This window comes from Pseudomonas sp. UME65 (genome assembly GCF_014170225.1).
Lineage (GTDB): Bacteria > Pseudomonadota > Gammaproteobacteria > Pseudomonadales > Pseudomonadaceae > Aquipseudomonas > Aquipseudomonas protegens.
The window spans coordinates 273714-297512 of the sequence record NZ_LZZQ01000004.1; the positions used below are offsets into that span (position 1 = coordinate 273714).

The following is a 23799-nucleotide window of genomic DNA, read 5'->3' on the forward strand; positions in this document are numbered from 1 at the left end:
GGTTCGCCTGCGGTGCTTGCATCAGATGTCGATACGTGCGTCCGGGGTCGGCGACTCAAGCAAGTTCAAGAAGTCCTCGTAGGCGCTTTTGAGCCCTGTTTTTTCATCAATTTTAGGTTTCCATCCAAGCGCTCTAATCTTGCTGCTATCCAGTAGCTTGCGGATAGTGCCATTTGGTTTGTTCGTGTCGTAAACGATTTTTCCCTCATAGCCGACGACCTCCGCAATCATCGCAGCAAGGTCGGCGATGGCGATATCGTGATTACAGCCGATGTTGTAGAGGTCGTCAGTGGTTGGCGCGAGCATTACGCACTTCATTGCGTCGGCAAGGTCGTCAACATGCAGGAGCTCGCGTCGTGGAGTGCCATCGCCCCAAACGACGAACTCTTTCTGCTGCAGGACTTTGGCCGCATGCGTACGACGGAGAATTCCCGCAACGACATGGCTGTGTTGAGAGTGGTAGTTGTCGCCGGGGCCATAAAGATTTGGCGGGATAACGGAGACGAAGTCACAGCCATATTGTTTGCGGTAGGCCCGGCACATTTCAATGCCAGCAATTTTGCTGACAGCGTACGCGCGGATACTATCTTCCAAAGGGCCCGTGAGTAGCGTCTCTTCGGTAATAGGTTGTGCTGCATTTTTGGGATAGGTGCAGTTGGTGGCGACAAAGAGTAATTTTTTGGTCCCGAACTTGTGAGCGCCAGAGATGACGTTCGTTTGAATCATCAAGTTGTCGTAAATGAACGATGCAGGCAGCGTTGCGTTGGCATGAATGCCGCCGACCTTGGCGCCGACATGAAAGATATAGTCCGGGCGGTGCTCTGCCATCCAATCGTATACAGCAGCCTGGTTGGTAAGATCCAAATCGGCCCTAGACGTCAGCAGTAGTTGGGCATCCTCGTCTTTAAAATTCCGGACTACAGCAGAGCCAAGCATTCCTTTGTGCCCTGTAATCCAAACTTTTTTTCCGGCGAAGTGTGGTACGGAACCCTGTACTGATGCCTTGACGCTTGTTGCAGACATTTGATCATCCTAATTATTTGGAAAGCTTCGCAAATTCACCTTCACCCTGCATCCGTTCGTCCTGCGCCGCCATCAAGGTAAGTTATCGGTACCCTGCGCAGCGTGCGGTCAAGCAAGCCTTTTTGCCCCACCTACAACACACTCATCTCAGAAGGGGAGCTCAGGTCGAAAGTCGCCTTTATTAATCCCGGCACGGTAATTGCGCGCTCCGTTTTCTGTTGTCCACTCTGGTCGGAGGACTGTGGGTTTGTATCCTGTCAAAGTGCCATTCGGTAAACTTGGGTTGATGGCTATTTGCCCACTTTGTATCGTTCACCAGCGACCTACTTTAATCAAAACCAAGACATTAGCTCATCTCGCGCTGCCTAGAGGGTCTGTATGGGGGAAGGGTAACAGTGAGGTCGGTTGTGGCAACCGCCTCTTCCTGTAGCCCTTCTGCAGAGGTGCTGCGTTACATCGGCGATGTTACCACGTCGTATTTTTTTTTCCTCCCCGACAAGGGCATTGGCACATTTTGCCCACTGACGCGGCACTGGCCGCTGATCGGGTTGGGGTGAGTCCAGTGGACGCTGCATCGTAAGCGTTAACCTTCTGACATTGCTCTGCTAAAGGCCATGTTTGTTCAGGTAAAGACACAGCCTGAGCCAGACAAGTTCAGATTGTCAGCGTCAAATATCAGGTCGTAGTCGCGCGATGGATTTTCTTTGATCATGGGCGCGCCAGGTGTTCGTTGGGAGGTACCCCCACAGGTCTGCCCGAAACTGATGAGGCTCTCGATAGTCCGGGCTGGGCCTGCGGTAACGTGGTCAGATATCTCACACGAACATCCTGTTCGCCACTGGATACTTTTGCGATGACTAAAGTCGTATTGATAACGTATTGAGGCGTTAATTTACGATCAACGGTGTTATTTCCTTGGCGTATAGACCTGATCCTTCTGGTGTCAGGTGCACGATGTCATAGATCAGGGGTTTTTCATCGGGAGATGCCATTGGGCAGGACCCGTTAGGGCATACCGCTTTTGTCAGTGATACATAAGCAATACGGTTGTGATGAGAGACCACCTCACTGACGGCAGCCTCGGACCGTTGCATGACCTCCCAATCAACATCATTTGACGAGTTGAAGTTGAACATCTTGCCTTTTATCCTTTCAATCATGATCAAGGGAACGCTGCGTTTGAAAAGTGGCGCTTCACCTATTACAACCACTTTAGTCAAGTTCAAGGTGTCTACTTTATCCAGCGTTCGATTTAAGGACGCCATGTATTCGGGCGATATCGGCCAGCCGGCAGTAATGATTAGAATATCGGGTCGAGCGGCCTCGATTTTTTTTAAGAATATTTCGTTTGCATTCTTGCAGTAAGGGCGTGCCGGCATATCCATGCCTAGAATCGGAGCACATGCTGAGGCCGTTAACTGCCCAAGTGAGATGTTATGTTCGCCAAGTGTTTTACGTAGCCCCATATAGAGGTGTGCGGCATGACTGTCTCCCCAAAGAAGCGCCGTTTTATTTTTTCCAGAGGGCACACAACGTAGGAGGTCCGTTTTAGCGGGATCTTGATCCGGGTCTAGAAAACATTCCCCTGCTTGATAATCCTTGGTTGGATTGTAGGACATCGTCGTAAGCACTTGATCGATTCGACTTTGGGAAGATGAGGGGAAGCCGTGTTTGTGTGAGACGAACCATCCTATGGCTACCACTAGGCAAAGAGACATAGATGCGACTGACAAGATGTGTGCAGGCGTCCATTGCTTTTTTGCGTAACGGAAAGTTTGCTCAATCAGTTTGTAATTTAACCAAGCTAAAAGAATGGCCATTGCAAAAATCACCAGTGCGGCGATCTCTTTGTCTGCATTAGGGAATGCGCGTTTGGCGAATACAATCAAAGGCCAGTGAACGAGATACAGGGAGTACGATATTTTTCCCACGAATACCATCGGTCGGGAGCCCAAGAGCATCGACATCCTGTCGCCTTGCTCGCCAGCCATGATAATGAGCGCTGCGCCTAAGCACGGTAGGGCTGCGGCGATTCCAGGGAACGGGGTTTGACTATTGTAGAAGAATATTGGGTAAGCCAATCCGGCCATGCCCAGCGCAAACAGGCATAGCGAGATTATCGGAGGTTTTTTTAGGTGTAGCGCGGGAAGTGCAATCAAACTCCCGATAAGAAGCTCGAATGCACGAAACGGCAGAAGATAAAACGACGCGGTTGGGTTTGTAGAGAGTAATTGCTGCGAGAAAAACAACGATACAGCCAGCATGATAACGATGGTTGCGGGTATCAACCGTTTTGAAACTTTCGAAAGTCCCAGGATGATTAACGGGAAGAAGATATAGAATTGCTCCTCGATACCAAGTGACCAAAGGTGCAGAAGCGGAATCTCATCCGCGGAGGGCGAAAAATAATTGAGGGTGGCATAGAAGTAGATGTTTGCGGAGAAAAGCGCTGAGGCGATAGCGGATTTTGCGTAGTTTGCAAGTTCACTTGGATACTGTAGGCAATAGGCGGCAATCGATGTTGTGACTATCACCGACAGAAAGGCAGGCAGGATCCGGCGTGCTCGTCTTACGTAGAAATTCGCGATGGAGAATGAGTCGTTGCTAGTCTCTGCGTAGATGATCTTCGAAATAAGGTAGCCAGAAATCACGAAAAATATGTCGACCCCGACAAATCCGCCAGGAAGTAATCCGACATTCAAATGGAAAATCACCACACTCAGGACGGCTATCGCCCGGAGTCCATCAATATCTGAACGGTACTTCATGTCTTGGAAAAATCCTTGTGGTTACTCAGTTTATGGGGGGGATTCTAACCGTGAAAATGACTTTTTTGATCTGTTTTTCGTTCCGGATTCGGAATTAGGATGGATTAACCAAATTCTGCACGGAGTAGTTTTCGCCACAAAAAATGATGTGAATCGCTCCGGGTTTCGTAGGCACCTCTTTGCCTTAGAATGAGGCCAATCAGGAGGTGCCATGAGCAACCCACGTTATCCCGAAGAATCCAAAATCCAAGCAGTCAATCAAGTGACCGAAAACAAGCTACCCGTTGCTGAGGTAGCTGCCCGTCTCGGCGTGTCGACGCATAGCCTCTATGCCTGAATAAAGCGCTACAGCAAACCTCAAGTAGAACGGCAGCAGGATGATGATCAGCACGCTGAATTGCGTCGCCTGCGAGCGGAATTCAAGCGCGTCACTGAAGAGCAGGCATATTAAAAAAGTCCGCCGCATACTTTGCCAAGGAGTGCGGCTGAAGTACGCCTTTATCAAGCTGCGCGCGGGCGACTATTCGATTCGACGGCTTTGCCTGGCGCTGAAAGTCCATCCCAGCGGTTATTACGCCTGGCTGGCTGAGCCGCAATCTGTACGTGCCAAAGACGACCAGCGACTGGTGGGTTTGATCAAGCATTTCTGGCTGGAGAGCGGCGGCGTTTATGGCTGTCGCAAAATCCATGACGATCTGCGCGAGGTCGGTGAAGACTGTGGTCGGCACCGTGTGGCGAGGCTAATGCGTCTTGCGGGACTGCGCTCTCAGACAGGTTATCGACGTCGCCCGGTAAAGTACGGCGGTAAGCCAGCGGTCGCCTCGCCCAATTTGCTGAAGCGCCAGTTCGATGCCGTAGAACCCAACAAAGTTTGGGGCATCGACATCACCTACATTCGCACGTATGAAGGCTGGTTGTATTTGGTGGTGGTGCTGGATCTGTTTTCTCGTCAGGTCGTTGGCTGGTCAATGAAGTCGCAGATGACCAGTGATCTAGCTATTGATGCGTTGTTGATGGCGGTTTGGAGGCGTAAACCGAAGCAAGAGGTGATGGTTCATTTCGGCCAGGTAGCCAGTACAGCAGCTCCGATTGGCGCAGCTTTAATTTGATTGCCAGCATGAGTCGCCGAGGCAACTGTCATGACAATGCTGTGGCCGGGAGCTATTTCCAGCTTCTGAAACGGGAACGGATCAGGCGGAAAACCTACACCACGCGGGAAGATGCTCGTAGTGATGTGTTCGATTACATCGAGATGTTCTACAACGTTAAACGTCGGCATGGCTTCAACAAACAACTGTCGCCGGTAGAGTTTGAAAAGCGTTACGCAATGAGTTTGCAAGGTGTCTAGAGAGTCCGGGGCGATTTAATTTTATTCTCGGGAGGCCGTGAGCAATAGGAGCAACCGTTAGGAGGTGGTTCTCCCCAGAGTGCGAAACTTTATCACATGAGTAATCGTGAGCACTGCTGCTTACTCTACCCGGCTCTGATCCCGTGGGGGGGGCAGGGCCGGGCTTTAATCGGATCTAAAGATCTGTGGGGGACGAGCACTGCCTTCAGCTGGATCTCTGGCCGTTAGGGGGCAACGCTCGCCATCAAAGCGGAATAGTGCAACTGATGTTAGAGAACCAGGCATTGCCATCCTGTACCAGAGCGAATCGTAACTGTGATGATTCGGTCTTGCTAGCGCTCGGTAACTGGAGGGCACTGAGAGGGACTGTTAGCGTCTCGCTTTCGCCCGGCGGTAGAACGCGATTACTCGATGCACGATATCCATTGTCCCATTGAGTGACTGCTCCATCTGTTCTTTCAATGTGATATCCGATTTTTATCGGGAATTGTCCTGCCCCTATGCTCCAGTTGAAGTTACTTTCATTGGTTAAAGTCAATGTCAGGTTTTTATATGAAGATGTACCTTCTTCTCGGGTGCAGGAGAGACTGCCTTTCATGGCTTCAAGTGGAGTAATCGCAGAATCACCCGTGCCCTTTGTTAATACTGATCCGTCCAGAAATAATTCTGGGTGCGTCTTGTTGTCGACAGTAACTGGGATGTTTCCAGGGTAACTATGGATAAAGGCGACAAGCATGTCCCGGTTTAACAATATAGGGTAAAGATTTTTGTTTGCCGCTTCTTTTGAATTGATTTCAATAGTGCTGATATTTTTGTAGTCAGGTTCGTAGTGTATACGGTATCCAGGATCATCCAGGAGTGCGTAGGCAAGATTGCTCGCGTCGTCCTCGACTACCTTGTAGTTACGCGCCTGTAAGGTTTGGTGAATTGCCGAATACTCCTCGCCTTTGACGACAGTTCGGTCGATTACAATAGATTTGAAACCCAATGCTTCGATTTCGGTCAGTTGTTGCGTGAAAGTGAGTTTAGATATCCTGTAATTCCAGTCATCTGCTGGGCTATTTTTCGCGCCACCATTGCTCCAGTGAATTGTGTGTGAGTTTAGGTAAAGGCGGACTTGGGAAAAAGCGCCCCACCCGTAGTAAGGGCTTTCGCGTAAATATTGAGCGTAAGGGTATTGATAGACCATTGAGTTTTTTGGAATGGTCTGTTCTAACTGGCTAACGAAATTGCGCTCTGCTTTATACTGATCTGCAAAGGGTTGATTTCTGCGGTTCGAAGTCGCAGGGATCTGATCGAACAGTCCTACGATAGTAATAGTTAGAATCAGTACTGAAGCGATCATTCGTCCTTTTTGTTCTTTGCGATCTCGCCATCCATCAGCTATTCGGGCGCCGAATAATAGTAGGAAGAAAATAAGGAGTACGGCGAAACGATCATAGGCACGGATGGTAGGGAATATCAAAGCTATCAGAGTGCCAATGCCTCCAAATATGCAGCACAGCAATGAAAATAGGATTAAGGGGAGTAGGGTGTCGATCAAGCTCAATTGATTATTGGTTGTGGCGGAGGTGTCAGCTTTTCTGAGTATGGGAAGTGCTAGAGCGGTGAGTGCTGCCGCAAGTAATAGTGATCCCAAAAGGCCGAGAGAGACTGCGGCAACGGATGAGTATTTTCTTGCGGCGGTATTAGAGCTTAGGATTTTCTCTCCTGCTTTTGCGATTGACGGTATTCTATGATTGGTGGCGGGAGCGATAAGTTGCTTCAGGCTTGTGCTATAAACTTCAGCCTCAAAAGGGTGCTTTATCAACACGGGATCCGCTGTATTTCCCGTGGGGTAAAACTCACTGTGATGATTTTTTTTGTAAGTGTAGAGTGGTAGCTGTATCAGTAATGACGCTGCGACAAGCAGCAAAATATAGATGGTAGAGGGGGTAAGCAGGATAGGTTTTTTCCAGCCCACCAATACAGCTCGGGCACCAGCTGAAAATCCGAGTGTGAGTAGTATGAAAAACGCGTAGTACCCATCGGATATCGCTATGAGTAAAATGAAAAGTGCGCCGAGCAGAAAAAAACGATCAGTTATAAGTTTTTTGGGGGCTGCCAAAAGTATGTGATCAAATTTTCCCTGTAGAGTCCATATTACAGAAACGAGGGCAAGAGGAACTATGAAATAATTGGGTATAAAAGAGTAAATGAGAAAATTTATTCTGAAGGTAGTAAAGGCAAATAGGAAGGCGACACAAACCCCGCAGAGCCTAGAGATATTAAGCAGTCTGCAAGCAGTGAAAGATGTGAGTGCGATCAATGAAAAGTTTAGCAGGTAGTAGAATTGCTGAAGGTAAATTGGGTCTTTGATAAAAAAGTTTAGACCCAGCATGATGACTGAGTGCAGTGCGCTGGTTTGTGCGGCGGCATTGTGATGCCAGCTTGCAACTTCTGGTGCTCCTAGGAATGGATTGCTAAGCACCCATCCCGTATCGGTTAATACTTTCGTCAAGGTCAATTGCCATATGTCATCCCCATTTCCATATATCATAGGGATCGACATGTCCCAATGGTTAAGCCCTAGAACATAGTAGCCTAGCACCATCGGTAGAATTATCAGAAGGCCAATGTAAATTCCCAGTTTTTTTAGTAATGGCTTTTTGTTTTGGCGCAATGCTTCTTGCATCCTGGAATGTACCTTGTGTTTTTTTAACTTGCGTTATTTTTGAAGATGAATAATTTGCAGGCGATGAACATCACGGTGCTGTAAATTACTATTCCACAGAGTTGCGCAATGTAAGGATTGATTTTCAGGGCGTTTAACGCGAGTAACACTGCAGCTGCGTTCAATAAATAGGCGATAATGGCGCACAGTATATATTTAGGGAACGAGTGCCTCGCAGGGTTCGTGCTTTTAAATGTCCAGATGCTATTCAGGATAAAGCTAATGGCCAAGCCTACGGCATAACCCACAGCATTAGCCGTCAGCGGGCCGAGGGATGTAAAGTACATGATTGCATAGATAGCGGCCAAACCTGTCAGCGTGTTTAACACGCCGACAAGTAAGAATTTCATCGTCTGAATGGCCAGTGCAATCATTCTGGCGCTCGCGCAGACATACGGTACTGAGCACCTAGTGCGAGCCAATTCAACTTCCGCTCCAGCGGGCGCAGATAGCTCAAGAAGGCCGGAAAGAAAAGTTTGTAGTCAACGCTGGGTTTTGCCCAGCCACCGGCAGTTGCGCGTTTCGCCATAGTCCGCCCCAGAATCAGTTTTGCGTTTACATCAAGGGGGCAGGTGTTCACCGCTTTTACGGTCAGTGGATTCAGCGGGTTATGCTCATATATCGTTAGAATTCCTCCTGGTTTGGTGATGCGTAGCAACTCCTTTAACCAGTGATCATGGTCTTCGTGCGGTATATGGTGAAAGACGCAAGCTGTGAATACGATATCCTGGCTGTGTGTAGGCAAAGGGATAGTGTTTTCAATCTGTACGTATCTTTCGTCACCGGGGAATCTGATTTTTGCGATTTCAATACTGCGAGATGAGACATCCCCGCAAGTAATCGCACTGCCAGGGAAATATTTTCTGAAGAAGGGTAATGAGTTTCCGATACCGCTGCCGAAGTCAAAAACAGAGGCCGAGGGCAGTTTTTGATCTGCTACTAGCGCTGCCAAGTCTGCAATTTTGTATTCAGAAAAAAACTCCGGGTTTTCGCCGGTAATTGCGACGTTCTCTTTATGCTGATCATGGTACTCGTCAGCAAGTAGATCGAATTCGGCACGTACGCGTTGATCTTTATCCGGGTTGATATTATCGCTCAATTCGATGTCTCCTTGTTGGGCTCCGTTTTGATCTCCTTGTCCAGAGATGAGACTATCTCTTGAATAATAAACAAAGGTCGGCCTTTGGTTTCTATATAGAGTCTTCCCAAATACTCTCCCATGACACCAGCAACAAATAACTGCATGCTGCCCAGCGCCAGCATGATCACTGCCAGGGATGTCCATCCTTCTACACTGTTGCCTGTGAAGTAGTGAAGCAACACATAACCCAATAGCAGTACTGTGGCCGCCCCGAAGCCAATGCCTAAATACGATGCCATGCGCAAAGGGCGTACAGAGAATCCGGTGATTGCATCTATTGCAAACTTAATCATCTTCGACAACGGGTACTTTGTTTCCCCGGCGAATCTTGCTGCGCGCTCATAGGGAAGGGCTTCTTGCTTAAGACCGATCCAACTGACCATTCCGCGAATAAAGCGATGATGCTCAGGCATTCCGTTCAGCAAGTCGACGGCTCGACGACTCATCAGGCGGAAGTCCCCGGTATCTGCAGGGATGTCGATGTCTACCATCCGGTTAAGCATGCGATAGAAGAAGTGAGCCGAAGCCTTTTTGAACATCGTCTCGCCGTCGCGTTTAATCCGCTGGCCGTAGACAACGTCGCATCCGTGGTCCATTCGTTCCATCATTTTTGATAGCAGTTCTGGAGGATCCTGAAGGTCGGCGTCGAGGATGAAAACCCGATTGCCCCGACAGAGTTGCAAGCCGGCTGACAATGCAAGTTGATGACCATGGTTGCGTGAGAGATTGATGGCAACCACGCGGCGATCAATTTGCGACAGATCCTGCATGATTTTCCACGTTGAATCCCTGGATCCATCATTGATCAGGACGAGTTCGTAGTCATCGTTAAGTTGCTCTGTACAGACGGCGGTAACTCGTCGGTGCAACTCGAGAATCCCGTCTTCCTCGTTATAACAAGGAATGACTACAGATAATGTTGGCCCTGCCATTGATTCATCCTTAATTCTGAAAAGATTGCGTCATTTGCGTTACATGGACGAATGCCATGCATAGGCATGGGCAATGATATCGTCTAGAGCAGGGTAACGTGGGGTCCAGTTCAAAGCCTTCCTTGCCTGTGCGGAGTCCGCGACGAGCACTGATGGGTCGCCCATGCGCCTGGCTACAAACTCATGAGGAACTGCCTGGCGAGTGATTCGTTGCACGCTATTCAGAACATCTTTAACGCTATAGCCGGCGCCGTTCCCCAGGTTCAGCTTCAGGGAGTCGCCCTGATTTCGCAAATGATTCAATGCCGACAGGTGGGCGGCGGCTATGTCGCAGACGTGAATGTAGTCGCGCACGCATGTGCCATCGGCAGTTGAATAGTCATCGCCAAAAATTTTCAGCGAAGGGCCGTTGCCCAGGGCGGCATTGATTGCCAAAGGTATCAAGTGCGTTTCCGGCTCATGGCGCTCGCCTAGCGAACCGTCTGGTTGAGCGCCTGCAGCGTTAAAGTACCGCAGGCACACGTGACGTATACCGTAGGCCTGTTCGTAATCAGGTAGAACCTGCTCGACTGCGAGCTTGGATCGGCCATAAGGATTTATCGGAACGGTTTGGTGAGCCTCGCAAATAGCGCCGTTGGTAGGGCTCCCAAAAATGGCCGCAGTAGATGAAAATATGAAGTTCTTGATCTGATGGTGCGCCATGCTCGCCAGCAAGGCGAGGGTCTTGCTCAGATTGTTCTCGTAATACTTCGCAGGCTGCAGGACCGATTCCCCCACTTGAATGTAGGAAGCAAAATGCATTACTGCGTCGATCTCATGTTCCTGAAAAATTTGCTCGAGGAGTTCGCGATTACCAGCGTCCCCGACAATAAGAGGCACGCTCTGAGGCACGGTGTCGGCAAACCCGGAACTCAGGTCGTCGAGCACGACGGCTCCCAAGCCCTCTTCAGTCAGCATTCTCACCATGTGAGAACCTATATAACCGGCGCCCCCAATAACCAGTACGTTTTTCGCCGTCACACCGCCTCTCCTTCGATGGCTTAGAGTCCGTTTTGCACATTCAATAAAATGGCGCTTGTTAATCCTTCTGACACTATATCAATCTTGGTGCGTGCCTGGGCCTTGCAGCATGCGCTTTGAACGTTTTTTGACGCTGCAGGTTCAAGCCAACATCGGATAAGTAAACAACCCAAAATGCAGCAAATTCAGCCCGAAATGCGTAACAACCGCGGCCCCCAACCCCCCGAACCGATACGCTAGTCCATACCCGACGCCAGCAATAGTCGCCAGCAACGTCCATTGCCATCCCGCACCTAAGTGCACCAACCCGAACAGCAACGCCGCCAAAAACAGCGCCAGATTCTCCCCATACGGCAACTGCTTGAACCGACGGCTTAACCCGCCCTGGATGTACCCGCGAAATAGCGCTTCCTCCACCAGCGTCACCAGAAGCAGGTTATTCAAAACCCATAGCCAAGCCTGTTCCGGCCACTTCGGCGCCCAACTGATGACGCCCAACAACGCAGCGCCGCCCAATGCGGCAATTGCCGTCAGGGTCAACGCCAGCGCCATGGCACAGATCGACAGGCGCAGGGGGCGGCGTGCAACAATCCACGGGCATACCAGCAGCAGCCAGAAGCCGATCAGCGGCTTGTCCTGGTTCAGGTACAGGGAGAAGGGCACGGCATCGTCGGTGAAGCGTTGCGGGTCGATGGCCCGGCCATTGTAGAACCCGGGCAGCCAGTGCATGGCCAGGGCCAGGGCGAGCACCACGAACAGGCCGTGGCCCAGGTACTGGCCGACGCGGCTGCGTTGCTGGCGCACGGCAAAGCCGGCAGCCAACAGCAGCAAGATCGACAGGGCGGCCAGCAGGCCCAGTTGCCCGTAGCTCAGGGCCAGTGCGTAGCCAATGGAAAGAAGTGCCAGGTACATCCATGGCAGAGCGGTCATGGGGAATCCTTGTTGCGTAAGAATGGGTATTGCAGAGACGTAGTACTGCGCCGGATCTGTAGTCGCCATTGCGACCGGTGAGTCAGATTTGGCGGGCGCGCAGTATAACCACCTCGTCCTGGCACGGCAGCCCAATGCAAAACACCGCCCGAAGGCGGTGTTTTTTTCAGGCAGCGTCAGGAGGCAATCAGTTGCCGCAGAACGTAGTGCAGGATCCCGCCGGACTTGAAGTATTCCACTTCATTCAAGGTATCGATGCGGCACAGCACCTCGATCTTCTCCTGGCTGCCATCCTCACGGGCGATCACCAGGGTCAGGTTCATCCGCGGCGTCAGTTCCGTACCGCTGAGGCCGAGAATGTCCAGGGTTTCCTTGCCGGTCAGCTTCAGGCTCTTGCGGTTCTGGTCCAGCTTGAACTGCAAGGGCAGGACGCCCATGCCCACCAGGTTGGAGCGGTGGATACGTTCGAAGCTTTCGGCGATCACTGCCTTGACTCCCAGCAGGTTGGTGCCTTTGGCCGCCCAGTCGCGGCTCGAACCGGTGCCGTATTCCTGGCCGGCGATCACTACCAGCGGCGTGCCGTCGGCCTGGTAGCGCATGGCTGCGTCATAGATCGCCAACTTCTCGCCGGTGGGAATGTACAAGGTGTTGCCACCTTCCTCGCCGCCGAGCATTTCGTTGCGAATGCGGATGTTGGCGAAGGTACCGCGCATCATCACTTCGTGGTTGCCGCGCCGTGAGCCGTAGGAGTTGAAGTCCCGCGGTTCCACGCCCTTGTCCCGCAGGTAGCGGCCAGCCGGGCTGTCGGCCTTGATGTTGCCGGCCGGGGAGATGTGGTCGGTGGTCACCGAGTCCCCCAGCAGGGCCAGTACTCGGGCGCCGCTGACATCGGTGATCTGCGGCAGCGGGCCGGCGATGTCATCGAAGAACGGCGGGTGCTGGATATAGGTGGAGTCGTCCTGCCACACATAGGTGGCGGCCTGCGGCACTTCGATGGCTTGCCACTGTGCATCCCCGGCGAACACTTCGGCGTACTCCTTGTGGAACATCCGAGTGTTGACCTGGGCCACGGCGTCGGCGATCTCCTTGCTGCTGGGCCAGATGTCCCGCAGATACACCGGCTGGCCGTCCTTGCCCTGGCCCAGAGGCTCGCTACTGATGTCGATGCGCACCGTGCCCGCCAGGGCATAGGCCACGACCAGGGGCGGCGAGGCCAGCCAGTTGGTTTTCACCAGTGGATGCACCCGGCCCTCGAAGTTGCGGTTGCCCGACAGCACCGAGGCCACGCTGAGGTCGGCCTGCTGGATGGCTTTCTCGATCGGCTCCTGCAGCGGGCCGGAGTTGCCGATACAGGTGGTGCAGCCGTAGCCCACCAGATCGAAGCCCAGTTGGTCCAGGTAGGGCGTCAGGCCGGCAGCCTTGTAGTAGTCGGTCACCACCTTGGAGCCTGGGGCTAGCGAGCTCTTGACCCAGGGTTTGCGTTGCAGGCCTTTTTCCACGGCCTTCTTCGCCACCAGGCCGGCGGCCATCATGACGCTGGGGTTGGAGGTGTTGGTGCAGGAGGTGATGGCCGCGATCACCACGGCACCGTTTTTCAGGCGATAGGTCTGGCCGTCGTACTGGTAGTCGGCTTCGCCCACCAGGTCCGCGTTGCCCACCGCCACACCACCGCCACCTTCGCTTTCCAGGCGGCCTTCTTCCTTGCTGGTGGGTTTGAACTGCAGGTCGAGGAAGTCAGTGAAAGCCTGGGCAACGTTGGGCAGTGCAACCCGGTCCTGCGGCCGTTTGGGGCCGGCGAGGCTGGCCTCCACGGTGCCCATGTCCAGCGCCAGGCTGTCGGTGAATACCGGCTCCTTGCCCGGCAGGCGCCACAAGCCCTGGGCCTTGCTGTAGGCCTCCACCAGTTTCACCAGTTCGTCGGGGCGCCCGGACAGGCGCAGGTAGTCCAGGGTGATGTCATCCACCGGGAAGAAGCCGCAGGTGGCGCCGTATTCCGGTGCCATGTTGGCGATGGTGGCACGGTCCGCCAGGGGCAGGTCGGCCAGGCCGTCACCGTAGAACTCGACGAATTTGCCGACCACGCCTTTCTTGCGCAGCATCTGGGTCACCGTCAGCACCAGGTCGGTGGCGGTGATGCCTTCCTTGAGCTTGCCGGTGAGCTTGAAGCCGATGACTTCGGGAATCAGCATCGACACCGGCTGGCCGAGCATCGCCGCTTCGGCTTCGATCCCGCCCACGCCCCAGCCCAGTACGCCAAGGCCATTGATCATGGTGGTGTGGGAGTCGGTGCCCACCAGGGTGTCGGGGAAGGCGTAGGTGCGGCCGTCCTCGTCCTTGGTCCAGACCGTGCGCCCCAGGTATTCCAGGTTGACCTGGTGGCAGATGCCGGTGCCCGGCGGTACCACGCTGAAGTTGTCGAAGGCGCTCTGGCCCCAGCGCAGGAAGGCATAGCGCTCGCCGTTGCGTTGCATCTCGATATCGACGTTCTGCTCGAAGGCGCTGCTGCTGGCGAACTTGTCCACCATCACCGAGTGGTCGATCACCAGGTCCACCGGTGACAGCGGGTTGATCCGCTGCGGATCGCCACCGGCCTTGGCCATGGCGGCGCGCATCGCGGCCAGGTCGACCACCGCCGGCACCCCGGTGAAGTCCTGCATCAGCACCCGTGCGGGGCGGTACTGGATCTCGCGGTCGGAGCGGCGCTCCTTGAGCCAGGCCGCGATGGCCTTGAGGTCGGCGCCGGTGACGGTCTTGTCGTCTTCCCAGCGCAACAGGTTTTCCAGCAGGACTTTCAGCGACATGGGCAGGGTGTCGATATCACCCAGGCTCCTGGCGGCGTCCGGCAGGCTGAAATAGTGATAAGTCTTGTCGTCGACTTTTAGGGTCTTAAGGGTTTTCAGGCTATCGAGGGATGGCATTGAATGACTCCTTGTGGCCCGCACGGCTACGGGCCTGTGATACGGACAGAGAGTTAACCTAGCTCTGTTTGGGGCTTATAGCTAATCACTGGACTGCTGGGCTCAGTCCAAGGTTCCGAACTCGGTTATCATGCGCCGGTTTTCGTGACAGGCTTTGCTACAGGGCAGGTTTGCGCATCGATTCATCGCCATTTGCCCAGGAGATTCAATGAACACCCTGTTTATCCATTGCCGGCCCGGCTTCGAGGGCGAAGTCTGCTCCGAGATCGCCGACCACGCGGCCCGGCTGAATGTCGCCGGTTATGCCAAGGCCAAGCCCAGCACCGCCTGCGCCGAGTTCATCTGCACCGAGGACGACGGGGCCCAGCGTCTGATGCAGGGCCTGCGCTTCCCGGAGCTGATCTTTCCCCGGCAGTGGGCCCGGGGCGGCTTCATCGACTTGCCGGAAACCGACCGCATCAGCGTGATCCTTGCCTACCTGGCCAACTTCCCGCAGTGCGGCAGTCTGTGGCTGGAAGTGGTGGACACCAACGATGGCAAGGAGCTGTCCAACTTCTGCAAGAAGTTCGAAGCACCCCTGCGCAAGGCCCTGACCGCGGCCGGCAAGCTGGTGGATGACGCGACCAAGCCGCGCTTGTTGCTGACCTTCAAGAGCGGTCGGGAAGTCTTCGTCGGCCTGGCTGATGCCGGCAACTCGGCCATGTGGCCCATGGGCATTCCACGGCTGAAATTCCCCCGGGAAGCGCCGAGCCGCTCGACCCTGAAGCTGGAAGAGGCCTGGCACCATTTCATTCCTCGGGACCAGTGGGACGAGCGTCTGCATGGCGACATGACCGGCGTCGACCTGGGGGCTGCCCCGGGCGGCTGGACCTGGCAACTGGTCAACCGCGGCATGCTGGTGACCGCCGTGGACAACGGCCCCATGGCTGAAAGCCTGATGGACACCGGCCTGGTGCAGCACCTGATGGCGGACGGCTTTACCTACAAGCCCAGGCAGCCGGTGGACTGGATGGTCTGCGACATCGTCGAGAAACCGGCGCGCAACGCCGCGCTGCTGGAGACCTGGATCGGCGAGGGGCACTGCCGCGAGGCGGTGGTCAACCTCAAGCTGCCGATGAAGCAGCGCTATGCCGAAGTGAAGCGCTTGCTGGAGCGCATCGAAGAAGGCTTCAAGGCCCGGGGCATTCGCGTGGCCATTGGCTGCAAGCAGCTGTACCACGACCGCGAGGAAGTCACCTGCCACCTGCGGCGCCTGGATCTGAAAAAGCCCAAATCGGCGTAGTACCCGCAACACCGCCCGCTTCCTGGTCGGAGCCGGCTTGCCGGCGAAAAAGGCCCCGCACTGGTGCAAGGCGTGAGGATGCCTTCGCTGGCAGCCAGCTCCTACGGCAGGATCGGGGCCGTGGAACGACAGCAACAGATGAACCGATGGCGGTATTGCGCGACAATGCTGGCCAGTTTCAGGAGTGATTCATGAGTCAGATTATCGATACGCCGGTTGACGGCACCCTCGACGCCACGGGCCTCAACTGCCCGGAGCCGGTGATGATGCTGCACCAGCACATCCGCGACCTGCCGCCGGGCGGGCTGTTGAAGGTGATTGCCACCGACCCCTCCACCCGCCGCGACATTCCCAAGTTCTGCGTGTTTCTCGACCATGAACTGGTAGCGCAGCAGGAAGAGGCAGGTACCTACCTCTACTGGATCCGCAAGAAGCTCGATTAACCCGCCGAGCGGCTGATGCGGATCTGCTTGCGCGCGCTGCGTGTTAGGCGGATCGACAGCATCAGCGCCGCGCAGCTCAAGCCCACGATCAGGCCTTCCCACAGGCCGCTCGGGCCCCGCGCCGGGCCGAACCAGTCGGTCAGGCCCAGGGCGTAGCCCACCGGCAAGCCAATCCCCCAGTAGGCGAACAGGGTCAGGATCATGGTCACCCGAGTGTCCTGGTAGCCGCGCAGTGCGCCGGCCGCCGTGACCTGGATGCCATCGGAAAACTGGAACAGCGCCGCATACACAATCAGCATCGAAGCGACCTGAATCACCATCGGGTCGGTGGTGTAGATGGTGGCGATGGGCTCACGCAGGAAGAACATCAGGCTCGCCGAAAGGCAGGCGTAGGCCAGTGACGTGGCCATGCCGACGCCGGCGCTGAAGCGCGCATTGCGGGGTTGCTGGCGGCCCAGGGCCTGGCCGACCCGCACGGTCACCGCCATGGCCAGGGAGTAGGGAATCATGAACATCAGGGCGCTGACGTTGAGGGCGATCTGGTGCCCGGCCACCACCGTGGCCCCCAGGCTGCCGATCAGCAGGGCGATCACCGCGAAAATGCTCGATTCGGCGAACACTGCAATGCCGATGGGCAGGCCGATGCTCAGCAAGCGCCCGATCATCGCCCCTTGCGGCCAGTCGAAGCGGCTGAACAACTGGATCTTGCGGTAGGCCGGTGCCCAGAAAATCCAGCCGGCCATGCCCAGCATCATGGCCCACATCACGATGGCCGTGGCCCAGCCGCAACCGACGCCGCCCATGGCCGGTACACCGAAATGGCCATAGATGAAGATGTAGTTGATGGGGATGTTCAGGGCCAGGCCTCCCAGGCCGATGACCATGCTCGGCACCGTGCGGCCCAGGCCATCGCTGAGGCAGCGCAGCACGTAGTACAGCGCTACCGCCGGCAAGCCACTGGCGATGCCGTGCAGGTAGCCCATGCAGGGCTTGATCAGTTCCGGATCGACATTCATCAGGTGCAGCACCGGCTCGGCACTGATCAGTATCAGCAGGGCCGAGATCCCGGCCACCACGGCGAGCCACAGTGCCTGGCGCACCAGCGGGCCGATCTCGTGCAGGTTGCCGGCGCCGAAGCGCTGCGCCACCTTGGGCGTGGTGGCCAGCAGGGTGCCGGTCATCAGCAGGAACACCGGAATCCAGATCGAGTTGCCCAGGGCGACGGCTGCCAGATCTCGCGGGCCGACCCGGCCGGCCATCACGGCATCGACAAAGCCCATGGCGGTGGTGGCCACCTGGGCAATCATGATGGGCAGGGCCAGTACCAGCAGGTCATGCAGTTCACGGCCGACCCGGGCAGGGCGGCTGGTGGCGGTGGCGGCAGGGGAGTCAGTCACGGAATTCACGGGGCGTAGCGTCCATAGGTGGTGTTGCGCAGGACGCGACAGTCTACGCGTTGACATCTCAGTCAGGAAAACATCCCGTGTTGTGGATTTGTAAGCGCCGGGGGTGGTGAAAATGCCGGTTCGCGCGCATGCCGCGCTAGCCCGGCCTGGCATCTGCGCCTACACTGCGGCTCCGCCAGAGGAGCCTGCCATGTTGATTGTTGCCGACGAAAATATCCCCCTGATCGAAGAGTTCTTTGCCGGTTTCGGCGAGATCCGGTGTGTCCCCGGGCGCGCTATCGACCGGGCGACCGTGGAGCAGGCAGATGTGTTGCTGGTGCGCTCGGTGACCCAGGTCGACCGCCAGTTGCTGGAAGGCAGCCCGGTGCGGTTTGTCGGCACTTGCACCATCGGCACCGATCACCTGGACCTGGAGTATTTCCAGCAGGCCGGGATCACCTGGTCCAGCGCCCCGGGCTGCAACGCCCGGGGCGTGGTGGACTATGTGCTGGGCAGCCTGCTGACCCTGGCCGAGATCGAAGGCGTGGACCTGGCGCAGCGTTGCTATGGCGTGGTCGGTGCCGGTGAAGTGGGCGGGCGCCTGATCGAGGTGCTGCGTGGCCTGGGCTGGAATGTGCTGGTCTGCGATCCGCAGCGGCAGGCGGCGGAAGGCGGCGACTATGTCAGCCTGGAGCAGTTGCTCGAGCGTTGCGATGTCATCAGCCTGCACACACCCCTGACCAAGAGCGGGCAAGACTCCACCTGGCACCTGCTGGATCGCCAGCGGCTGAACCGGCTCAGGCACGGCACCTGGCTGATCAACGCGGCCCGTGGCCCGGTGGTGGATAACCGGGCCCTGGCTGAGGTGCTGCGCCAGCGCGAGGATTTGCAGGCGGTGCTGGATGTCTGGGAAGAGGAGCCGACGGTGGATGCTTCCCTGGCGGACCTCTGCGTGCTGGCGACGCCGCATATCGCCGGTTACAGCCTGGACGGCAAGCAACGGGGCACGGCGCAGATCTACCAGGCCTACTGCCGCTTCCTCGGGCAGGCCGAGCAGGTCAGCCTGTCGGCCTTGCTGCCGGCGCCCTGGGTGCCTCAGGTCAGCCTGAATGCCAATGCGGACCCGGCCTGGGCCCTGGCGATGATCTGCCGTGCCGTGTATGACCCGCGTCGCGATGATGCGGATTTTCGCCGTAGCCTGTCGGACGATGTAGCTCAGCAGCGCAGCGCCTTCGATGGTCTGCGCAAGCATTATCCGGAGCGTCGCGAGATCGACGGCCTGGAAGTGCGCATCCAGGGCGAGTCCGCGGCCTTGAGCCGGATCGTCCGTGCCTTGGGTGCCCGGGAAGCCTGAAACCGCGCATAAAAAACCCGGCCGCAAGGCCGGGTCAAGAGGACGTGAGGCTGTGTGTCAATCTTGCCGAGCAGGCTTGACCAGTCGCTTTTCCAGTTCGCGGCAGGCGTTCTGGATCATGTCTTCAGTAATAGGTACTTCGCGACCCTGGGCGTCGATGATGGCACACCCCAGAGACTGGTTCGGCTGGGTACGGATCACTTGAATCTTGTCATTGCTGCTGTGTTGCAAGGACATGGCCTGTCTCCTCATCAGGTTGTGTGCTTACTCTAGAATGGCCGGGTGACCAAGCTGTTACAGACCGCCGCGAGGGCTGGCCCGGCGACTTCACTCCAACAGAAATGCCCGGGGAGTGCCAGCCACGGATTAGACCGATAATCTCTAGGCTCTAGTGTCAGCGGTCATAATCAACCTGACTCATTGTGATTTACCAAAGTTCCTGCGAATTCATCTCGTTGCCGTTGCTGCAACGAACGGCTCGCCGGTGCGTCAATGGATGAACAGCATGCTTTCTTCTCGTCACCGCCGGGCGCTGCATCTGGCCAGCCGCTTTGTCGCTCCCTACCGTTGGCAGGCGCTGGGCGCCTTGCTGGCACTGATAGTTACCGCCGGCATTACCCTGTCCATGGGGCAGGGCATTCGCCTGTTGGTGGACCAGGGCTTCATGACTCAATCGCCCCATCTGTTGAACCAGTCCATCGGCTTGTTCCTGCTGCTGGTACTGGCGCTGGCGGTGGGTACCTTCGTGCGCTTTTACCTGGTGTCGTGGATTGGCGAGCGTTGCGTGGCGGATATCCGGCGCCAGGTGTTCAATCACCTGATCTACCTGCATCCCGGGTTCTACGAAAACAACCGCAGCTCGGAAATCCAGTCGCGCTTGACCGCGGACACCACCTTGCTGCAATCGGTGATCGGGTCTTCGCTGTCGCTGTTTTTGCGCAATGCGCTGATGGTGCTGGGGGGGATCGTGCTGCTGTTTGTCACCAACCCCAAGCTCACCAGCATTGTGGTCATCGCCTTGCCGCTGGTGCTGGCGCCAATCCTGATCTTCGGTCGGCGGGTGCGCAGCCTGTCGCGCCTGAGCCAGGACCGGATTGCCGATGTCGGCAGCTATGTCTCGGAAACCCTCGGCCAGATCAAGACGGTCCAGGCCTACAACCACCAACCTCAGGATGAACGGCGGTTTGCCGTGACCGTGGAGCAGGCGTTCGACACGGCGCGCAAGCGGATTGTCCAGCGTGCCTGGCTGATCACCCTGGTGATCGTCCTGGTGCTGGGGGCGGTGGGGGTGATGCTCTGGGTCGGTGGCATGGACGTGATTGCCGGGCGCATCTCCGGCGGCGAGCTGGCGGCATTCGTCTTCTACAGCCTGATTGTCGGCAGTGCCTTCGGCACCCTGAGCGAAGTGATCGGCGAGTTGCAGCGCGCGGCCGGCGCGGCGGAGCGGATTGCCGAATTGCTGCGGGCGGACAATATCATCCAGCCGCCCGCCGACGGGCTGGTAAGCCTGCCGGCGCGGGTGCGGGGTGATCTGGAGCTGGACGGGCTGCGGTTTTCCTATCCGTCGCGGCCCGACCGCTTCGCGATCGATGGTTTGAGCCTGAGCATCCGGGCCGGAGAGACTCTGGCGTTGGTGGGGCCTTCCGGGGCCGGTAAATCCACCCTTTATGATCTGTTGCTGCGCTTCTACGACCCGCAGCAGGGAAGGATCCTGCTGGATGGCGTGGCCCTGACCCAGCTCGACCCGCTGGACCTGCGTCGCTGCTTCGCCCTGGTTTCGCAAAGCCCGGCGCTGTTCTACGGCAGCATCGAGGAGAACATTCGCTACGGCAATCCCGAGGCGACCCTGGCCCAGGTCCAGGAAGCGGCGAAGATCGCCTATGCCCATGAGTTCATCGAACAGATGCCCGAGGGTTACCAGACCCACCTGGGGGATGCCGGGCTTGGCCTTTCAGGCGGCCAGCGCCAGCGCCTGGCGATAGCTCGGGCCTTGCTGGTGGACGCGCCGATCTTGCTACTGGACGAAGCCACCAGCGCCCTGGACGCGCAAAGCGAGCACCTGATCCAGCAGGCCTTGCCCAGCCTGATGAAGAACCGCACCACCCTGGTGATCGCCCATCGCCTGGCCACGGTGAAGAATGCCGGCCGGATCGCGGTCATGGACCAGGGCAGGCTGGTCGCGGTGGGTACCCACCAGCAACTGATTGCCAGCAACCCCTTGTATGCGCGCCTGGCGGCCCTGCAATTCAGAGATGGCTGAGCCCACGCACCCCTGAGCCCTGTAGTCGCTGCCGAGCCTGCGAGGCTGCGCACGAGCACGTAGTCCTCGCCAACGTAGCGAGCGCTTTACGGCCACTTCGCGCCCGGTCGCAGGCTCGGCAGCGGCTACAGGTATTGGGGGGTGTTGGGGGAGATACAAAAATGCCCGCATTGCTGCGGGCATTTTTTGTTGTGGGTCGGTGCTTACTGATCGTCGAAGTAGCGTTCGTGCCAGTCCACCAGGGGCTGCGGCGAATTGAGCTTCTGGCCGTAGATCACCGAGTAGGACAGTACGTTCTGCACGTACTGGCGGGTTTCGTCGAAAGGAATGCTTTCCACCCAGACATCGAAACTCAGGTGGTCGGCCCCCTTGAGCCACTGGCGCACCCGCCCGGGGCCGGCGTTGTAGGCGGCGGAAGCCAGTACCCGGTTGCCGTTGAACTGGCTGTGGACCTGGCTCAGGTAGGCGGCGCCCAACTGGATGTTCTTGTCCGGGTCCAGCACTTGCTGGGGCGAGGCCAGGGGAATGCTGAACTTGCGCGCGGTTTCCTTGGCGGTGCCGGGCATCAGTTGCATCAGGCCGCTGGCGCCGACGCCGGAACGGGCGTCGTCCATGAAGGCGCTTTCCTGGCGGGTAATGGCGAACACCCAGCTGGAATGCAGGCCGCGAACCTTGGCTTCGCGCACTAGGGTGTCGCGGTGGGCCATGGGGAAGCGGATGTCCAGGTCATCCCAGTACTGAGCCTGGCTGATGGTGCGAATGGCCGGGAAGTACCATTTCAGGTCGTAGGCCAGCTTGGCCTGGGCAACCATTTCGTCGCGGTTGAAATGCCGGCTGACGTGGTACCACTCGCGGCGGCCGTCGACGATCTGCCCGCGGGCATGCAGCTCCAGGGCGCGGCGTACACCCGGGGTGTTGCGTACCTTGTTGATCACGGCTTGGCTGAGCATCAGCGGCTGGTTATTGAGCTGGTAGGGCGCCTTGGCGTGATCGGCGGCAAGGAAGCCGTAGAAATCCCGCTCCCGGGCCAGGCCCTTGAACAATACCTGGGCCTGAGGGTTCTTCGGTTCGGCCAGTTCCAGGCTACGGGCCTGCCAGTAGCGCCAGCGGTTGGTGGTGGCCAGGTCCTGGGGCAGCTTGCGGGTCAGCTGGTAGGCGTCTTCCCAGCGCGCCAGGCGCAGCAGCAAGCGCAGGCGCCATTCGGAGACGGTGTTGTCCCGCAGCTCGGGATCGTACTTGGTCATCACGTCCAGGGCGCGGCTGTCGAAGCGCCGTGCCAGGGTCAGGCCGATCTCGCGGGCGATGGCCACTTTTTCGTCACGGGAAAAGTGCATGCTGCTGGCATAGCCATCCAGCAGGGCCATGGCCTTGTCCGGATCCTGGCGCGCCAGGCGGCGCAGGCCGAGGCCAACCACGTCGGACATGGCTTCATCGGCAGGCTGGAAGCGCGAGGGCTGGCTCAGCAGTTCGGGTTTTTGCGCCACGTCCACCAGCAGGCGGCCCTGGGGCGCCAGAGTGGTCATGCTCTTTACCAGGCTGTTGGCCAGGGGGTAGTTGCGGGCCTCGGCGGCCAGTTTGGCTCGCTGCCAGCGCTTCTGTTCGGTCAACTGGCCTTCGGCGGCCCACTGGGCGAACAACGCGTCGCAGGCAGCAGGTTGGGATTTGCCGGTCAGCCAGAGCTTCTCGGTGGCGGCGTAGCCTTCGGCCTTGAGGTTGTGCCCCAGCTGGTACTGGCCATTGAGGCAGTCCAGTTCGGTGAAGTTGAGTTTCGGATCGTAGTACTTGGTGAAGGTCGCCCAGTCGCCGCGTTCGGCCAGCCAGCGCAACCAGCGCAGTTTCATCCAGTTGGCCTGGGGCAGGTCGCCATGTTCGGCGAGAAACTTCTCGATCTCGGGATTGCTGGCGGATTTCAGCCGGGCCGTGAGCTCGTCGTAGGCCAGGTAGGGCTCCAGCGGATAGTCGCGCAGCGCATCGGCATAACGGAAATAGGGGCCGGAATCGCCTTTGGCCAGGGCGCGCTTGGCTTCATCGTAATACTGGCGCTGTAGAGTCAGGTCTGCCGCCTGGGCGCAGTGGACGGCTGTGGTGGAAAGAAGCAGGCAAGATAAAACACTGAAAAGGCGACTGCGCATGAGACATCCGGGCAGAGAAATCATGACAAGTGCCGACAGGGCCAACACTGATTGCTCACTAGCTTAGCCTTTTGCCAGCAACCGGTGAAAGCTTTGCCGGCCTGCTGGCATCAGTTGGCAACAAATGTGCCGCGAGCGCCCTCGTGGGCG

16 protein-coding genes and 1 pseudogene are annotated in these 23799 nt (G+C 57.0%); 5 read left to right on the forward strand and 12 right to left on the reverse strand.

The window, feature by feature from the left end; all coding sequences use genetic code 11:
* Nucleotides 1-21: 21 nt before the first annotated feature.
* Together A9971_RS02380 and A9971_RS02385 are read right to left on the reverse strand one after the other, a co-directional pair.
* Nucleotides 22-1023: a GDP-L-fucose synthase gene (locus tag A9971_RS02380; RefSeq protein WP_041116927.1), complete on the reverse strand. Its 1002-nt coding sequence runs from the start codon at nucleotides 1021-1023 to the stop codon at nucleotides 22-24.
* A gap of 887 nt (nucleotides 1024-1910) precedes the next feature.
* A complete protein-coding gene (locus A9971_RS02385; protein WP_183000808.1) occupies nucleotides 1911-3791 on the reverse strand; it encodes an acyltransferase family protein in 1881 nt (626 codons plus the stop codon).
* A 211-nt stretch (nucleotides 3792-4002) separates the two neighbouring features.
* Here A9971_RS02385 and A9971_RS02390 point away from each other — a divergent pair.
* Nucleotides 4003-5139, forward strand: a pseudogene (locus A9971_RS02390) (IS3 family transposase).
* A 244-nt stretch (nucleotides 5140-5383) separates the two neighbouring features.
* Here the strand turns inward: A9971_RS02390 and A9971_RS02395 are convergent.
* The 7 genes from A9971_RS02395 to acnA form a co-directional block, all read right to left on the reverse strand.
* On the reverse strand, nucleotides 5384-7813 hold the full coding sequence (locus A9971_RS02395) for a hypothetical protein (RefSeq protein WP_183000809.1): 2430 nt from the start codon (nucleotides 7811-7813) through the stop codon (nucleotides 5384-5386).
* Nucleotides 7814-7836: 23 nt separating this feature from the next.
* Complete coding sequence (locus A9971_RS02400; protein ID WP_041752057.1) at nucleotides 7837-8226, reverse strand: GtrA family protein; 390 nt, start codon at nucleotides 8224-8226, stop codon at nucleotides 7837-7839.
* On the reverse strand, nucleotides 8223-8951 hold the full coding sequence (locus A9971_RS02405) for a class I SAM-dependent methyltransferase (protein WP_015634799.1): 729 nt from the start codon (nucleotides 8949-8951) through the stop codon (nucleotides 8223-8225). Before A9971_RS02405 ends, A9971_RS02400 begins: the two co-directional genes overlap by 4 nt.
* The gene (locus tag A9971_RS02410; protein WP_015634800.1) at nucleotides 8948-9925 is read right to left on the reverse strand and encodes a glycosyltransferase family 2 protein; all 978 of its coding nucleotides are present in this window, start codon (nucleotides 9923-9925) and stop codon (nucleotides 8948-8950) included. Before A9971_RS02410 ends, A9971_RS02405 begins: the two co-directional genes overlap by 4 nt.
* Before the next feature lie 39 nt (nucleotides 9926-9964).
* Nucleotides 9965-10945 (reverse strand): UDP-glucose 4-epimerase GalE, encoded by a 981-nt coding sequence (gene galE / locus A9971_RS02415; RefSeq protein ID WP_041752059.1) that lies wholly within the window; start codon nucleotides 10943-10945, stop codon nucleotides 9965-9967.
* 141 nt (nucleotides 10946-11086) lie between these two features.
* On the reverse strand, nucleotides 11087-11875 hold the full coding sequence (locus tag A9971_RS02420; protein WP_015634802.1) for a CPBP family intramembrane glutamic endopeptidase: 789 nt from the start codon (nucleotides 11873-11875) through the stop codon (nucleotides 11087-11089).
* A gap of 176 nt (nucleotides 11876-12051) precedes the next feature.
* Complete coding sequence (gene acnA / locus A9971_RS02425; protein WP_183000810.1) at nucleotides 12052-14793, reverse strand: aconitate hydratase AcnA; 2742 nt, start codon at nucleotides 14791-14793, stop codon at nucleotides 12052-12054.
* A gap of 208 nt (nucleotides 14794-15001) precedes the next feature.
* Between acnA and rlmM the strand changes: the two genes are divergently transcribed.
* Nucleotides 15002-16075, forward strand: coding sequence for a 23S rRNA (cytidine(2498)-2'-O)-methyltransferase RlmM (gene rlmM, locus A9971_RS02430; RefSeq protein WP_015634804.1), 1074 nt, complete (start codon nucleotides 15002-15004; stop codon nucleotides 16073-16075).
* Between the two features lie 191 nt (nucleotides 16076-16266).
* A complete protein-coding gene (gene tusA / locus A9971_RS02435) occupies nucleotides 16267-16518 on the forward strand; it encodes a sulfurtransferase TusA (RefSeq protein ID WP_011060251.1) in 252 nt (83 codons plus the stop codon).
* Here the strand turns inward: tusA and A9971_RS02440 are convergent.
* A complete protein-coding gene (locus A9971_RS02440) occupies nucleotides 16515-17924 on the reverse strand; it encodes an MATE family efflux transporter (protein ID WP_019093726.1) in 1410 nt (469 codons plus the stop codon). The genes tusA and A9971_RS02440 overlap by 4 nt on opposite strands.
* Nucleotides 17925-18114: 190 nt before the next feature.
* On the opposite strand from A9971_RS02440, the gene pdxB reads away from it, so the two are divergent.
* Complete coding sequence (gene pdxB / locus A9971_RS02445; RefSeq protein ID WP_183000811.1) at nucleotides 18115-19257, forward strand: 4-phosphoerythronate dehydrogenase PdxB; 1143 nt, start codon at nucleotides 18115-18117, stop codon at nucleotides 19255-19257.
* Nucleotides 19258-19314: 57 nt separating this feature from the next.
* On the opposite strand, the gene A9971_RS02450 is transcribed toward pdxB, so the two are convergent.
* Entirely contained in the window at nucleotides 19315-19494 is a 180-nt protein-coding gene (locus tag A9971_RS02450) for a PA1571 family protein (protein WP_011060254.1), read from the reverse strand.
* Nucleotides 19495-19753: 259 nt separating this feature from the next.
* Here A9971_RS02450 and A9971_RS02455 point away from each other — a divergent pair, with 259 nt between their 5' ends.
* A complete protein-coding gene (locus A9971_RS02455) occupies nucleotides 19754-21517 on the forward strand; it encodes an ABC transporter transmembrane domain-containing protein (RefSeq protein ID WP_183000812.1) in 1764 nt (587 codons plus the stop codon).
* A gap of 203 nt (nucleotides 21518-21720) precedes the next feature.
* Here A9971_RS02455 and A9971_RS02460 read toward each other — a convergent pair whose 3' ends face one another.
* Nucleotides 21721-23649 (reverse strand): transglycosylase SLT domain-containing protein, encoded by a 1929-nt coding sequence (locus tag A9971_RS02460; protein WP_011060256.1) that lies wholly within the window; start codon nucleotides 23647-23649, stop codon nucleotides 21721-21723.
* Between the last annotated feature and the right edge of the window lie 150 nt (nucleotides 23650-23799).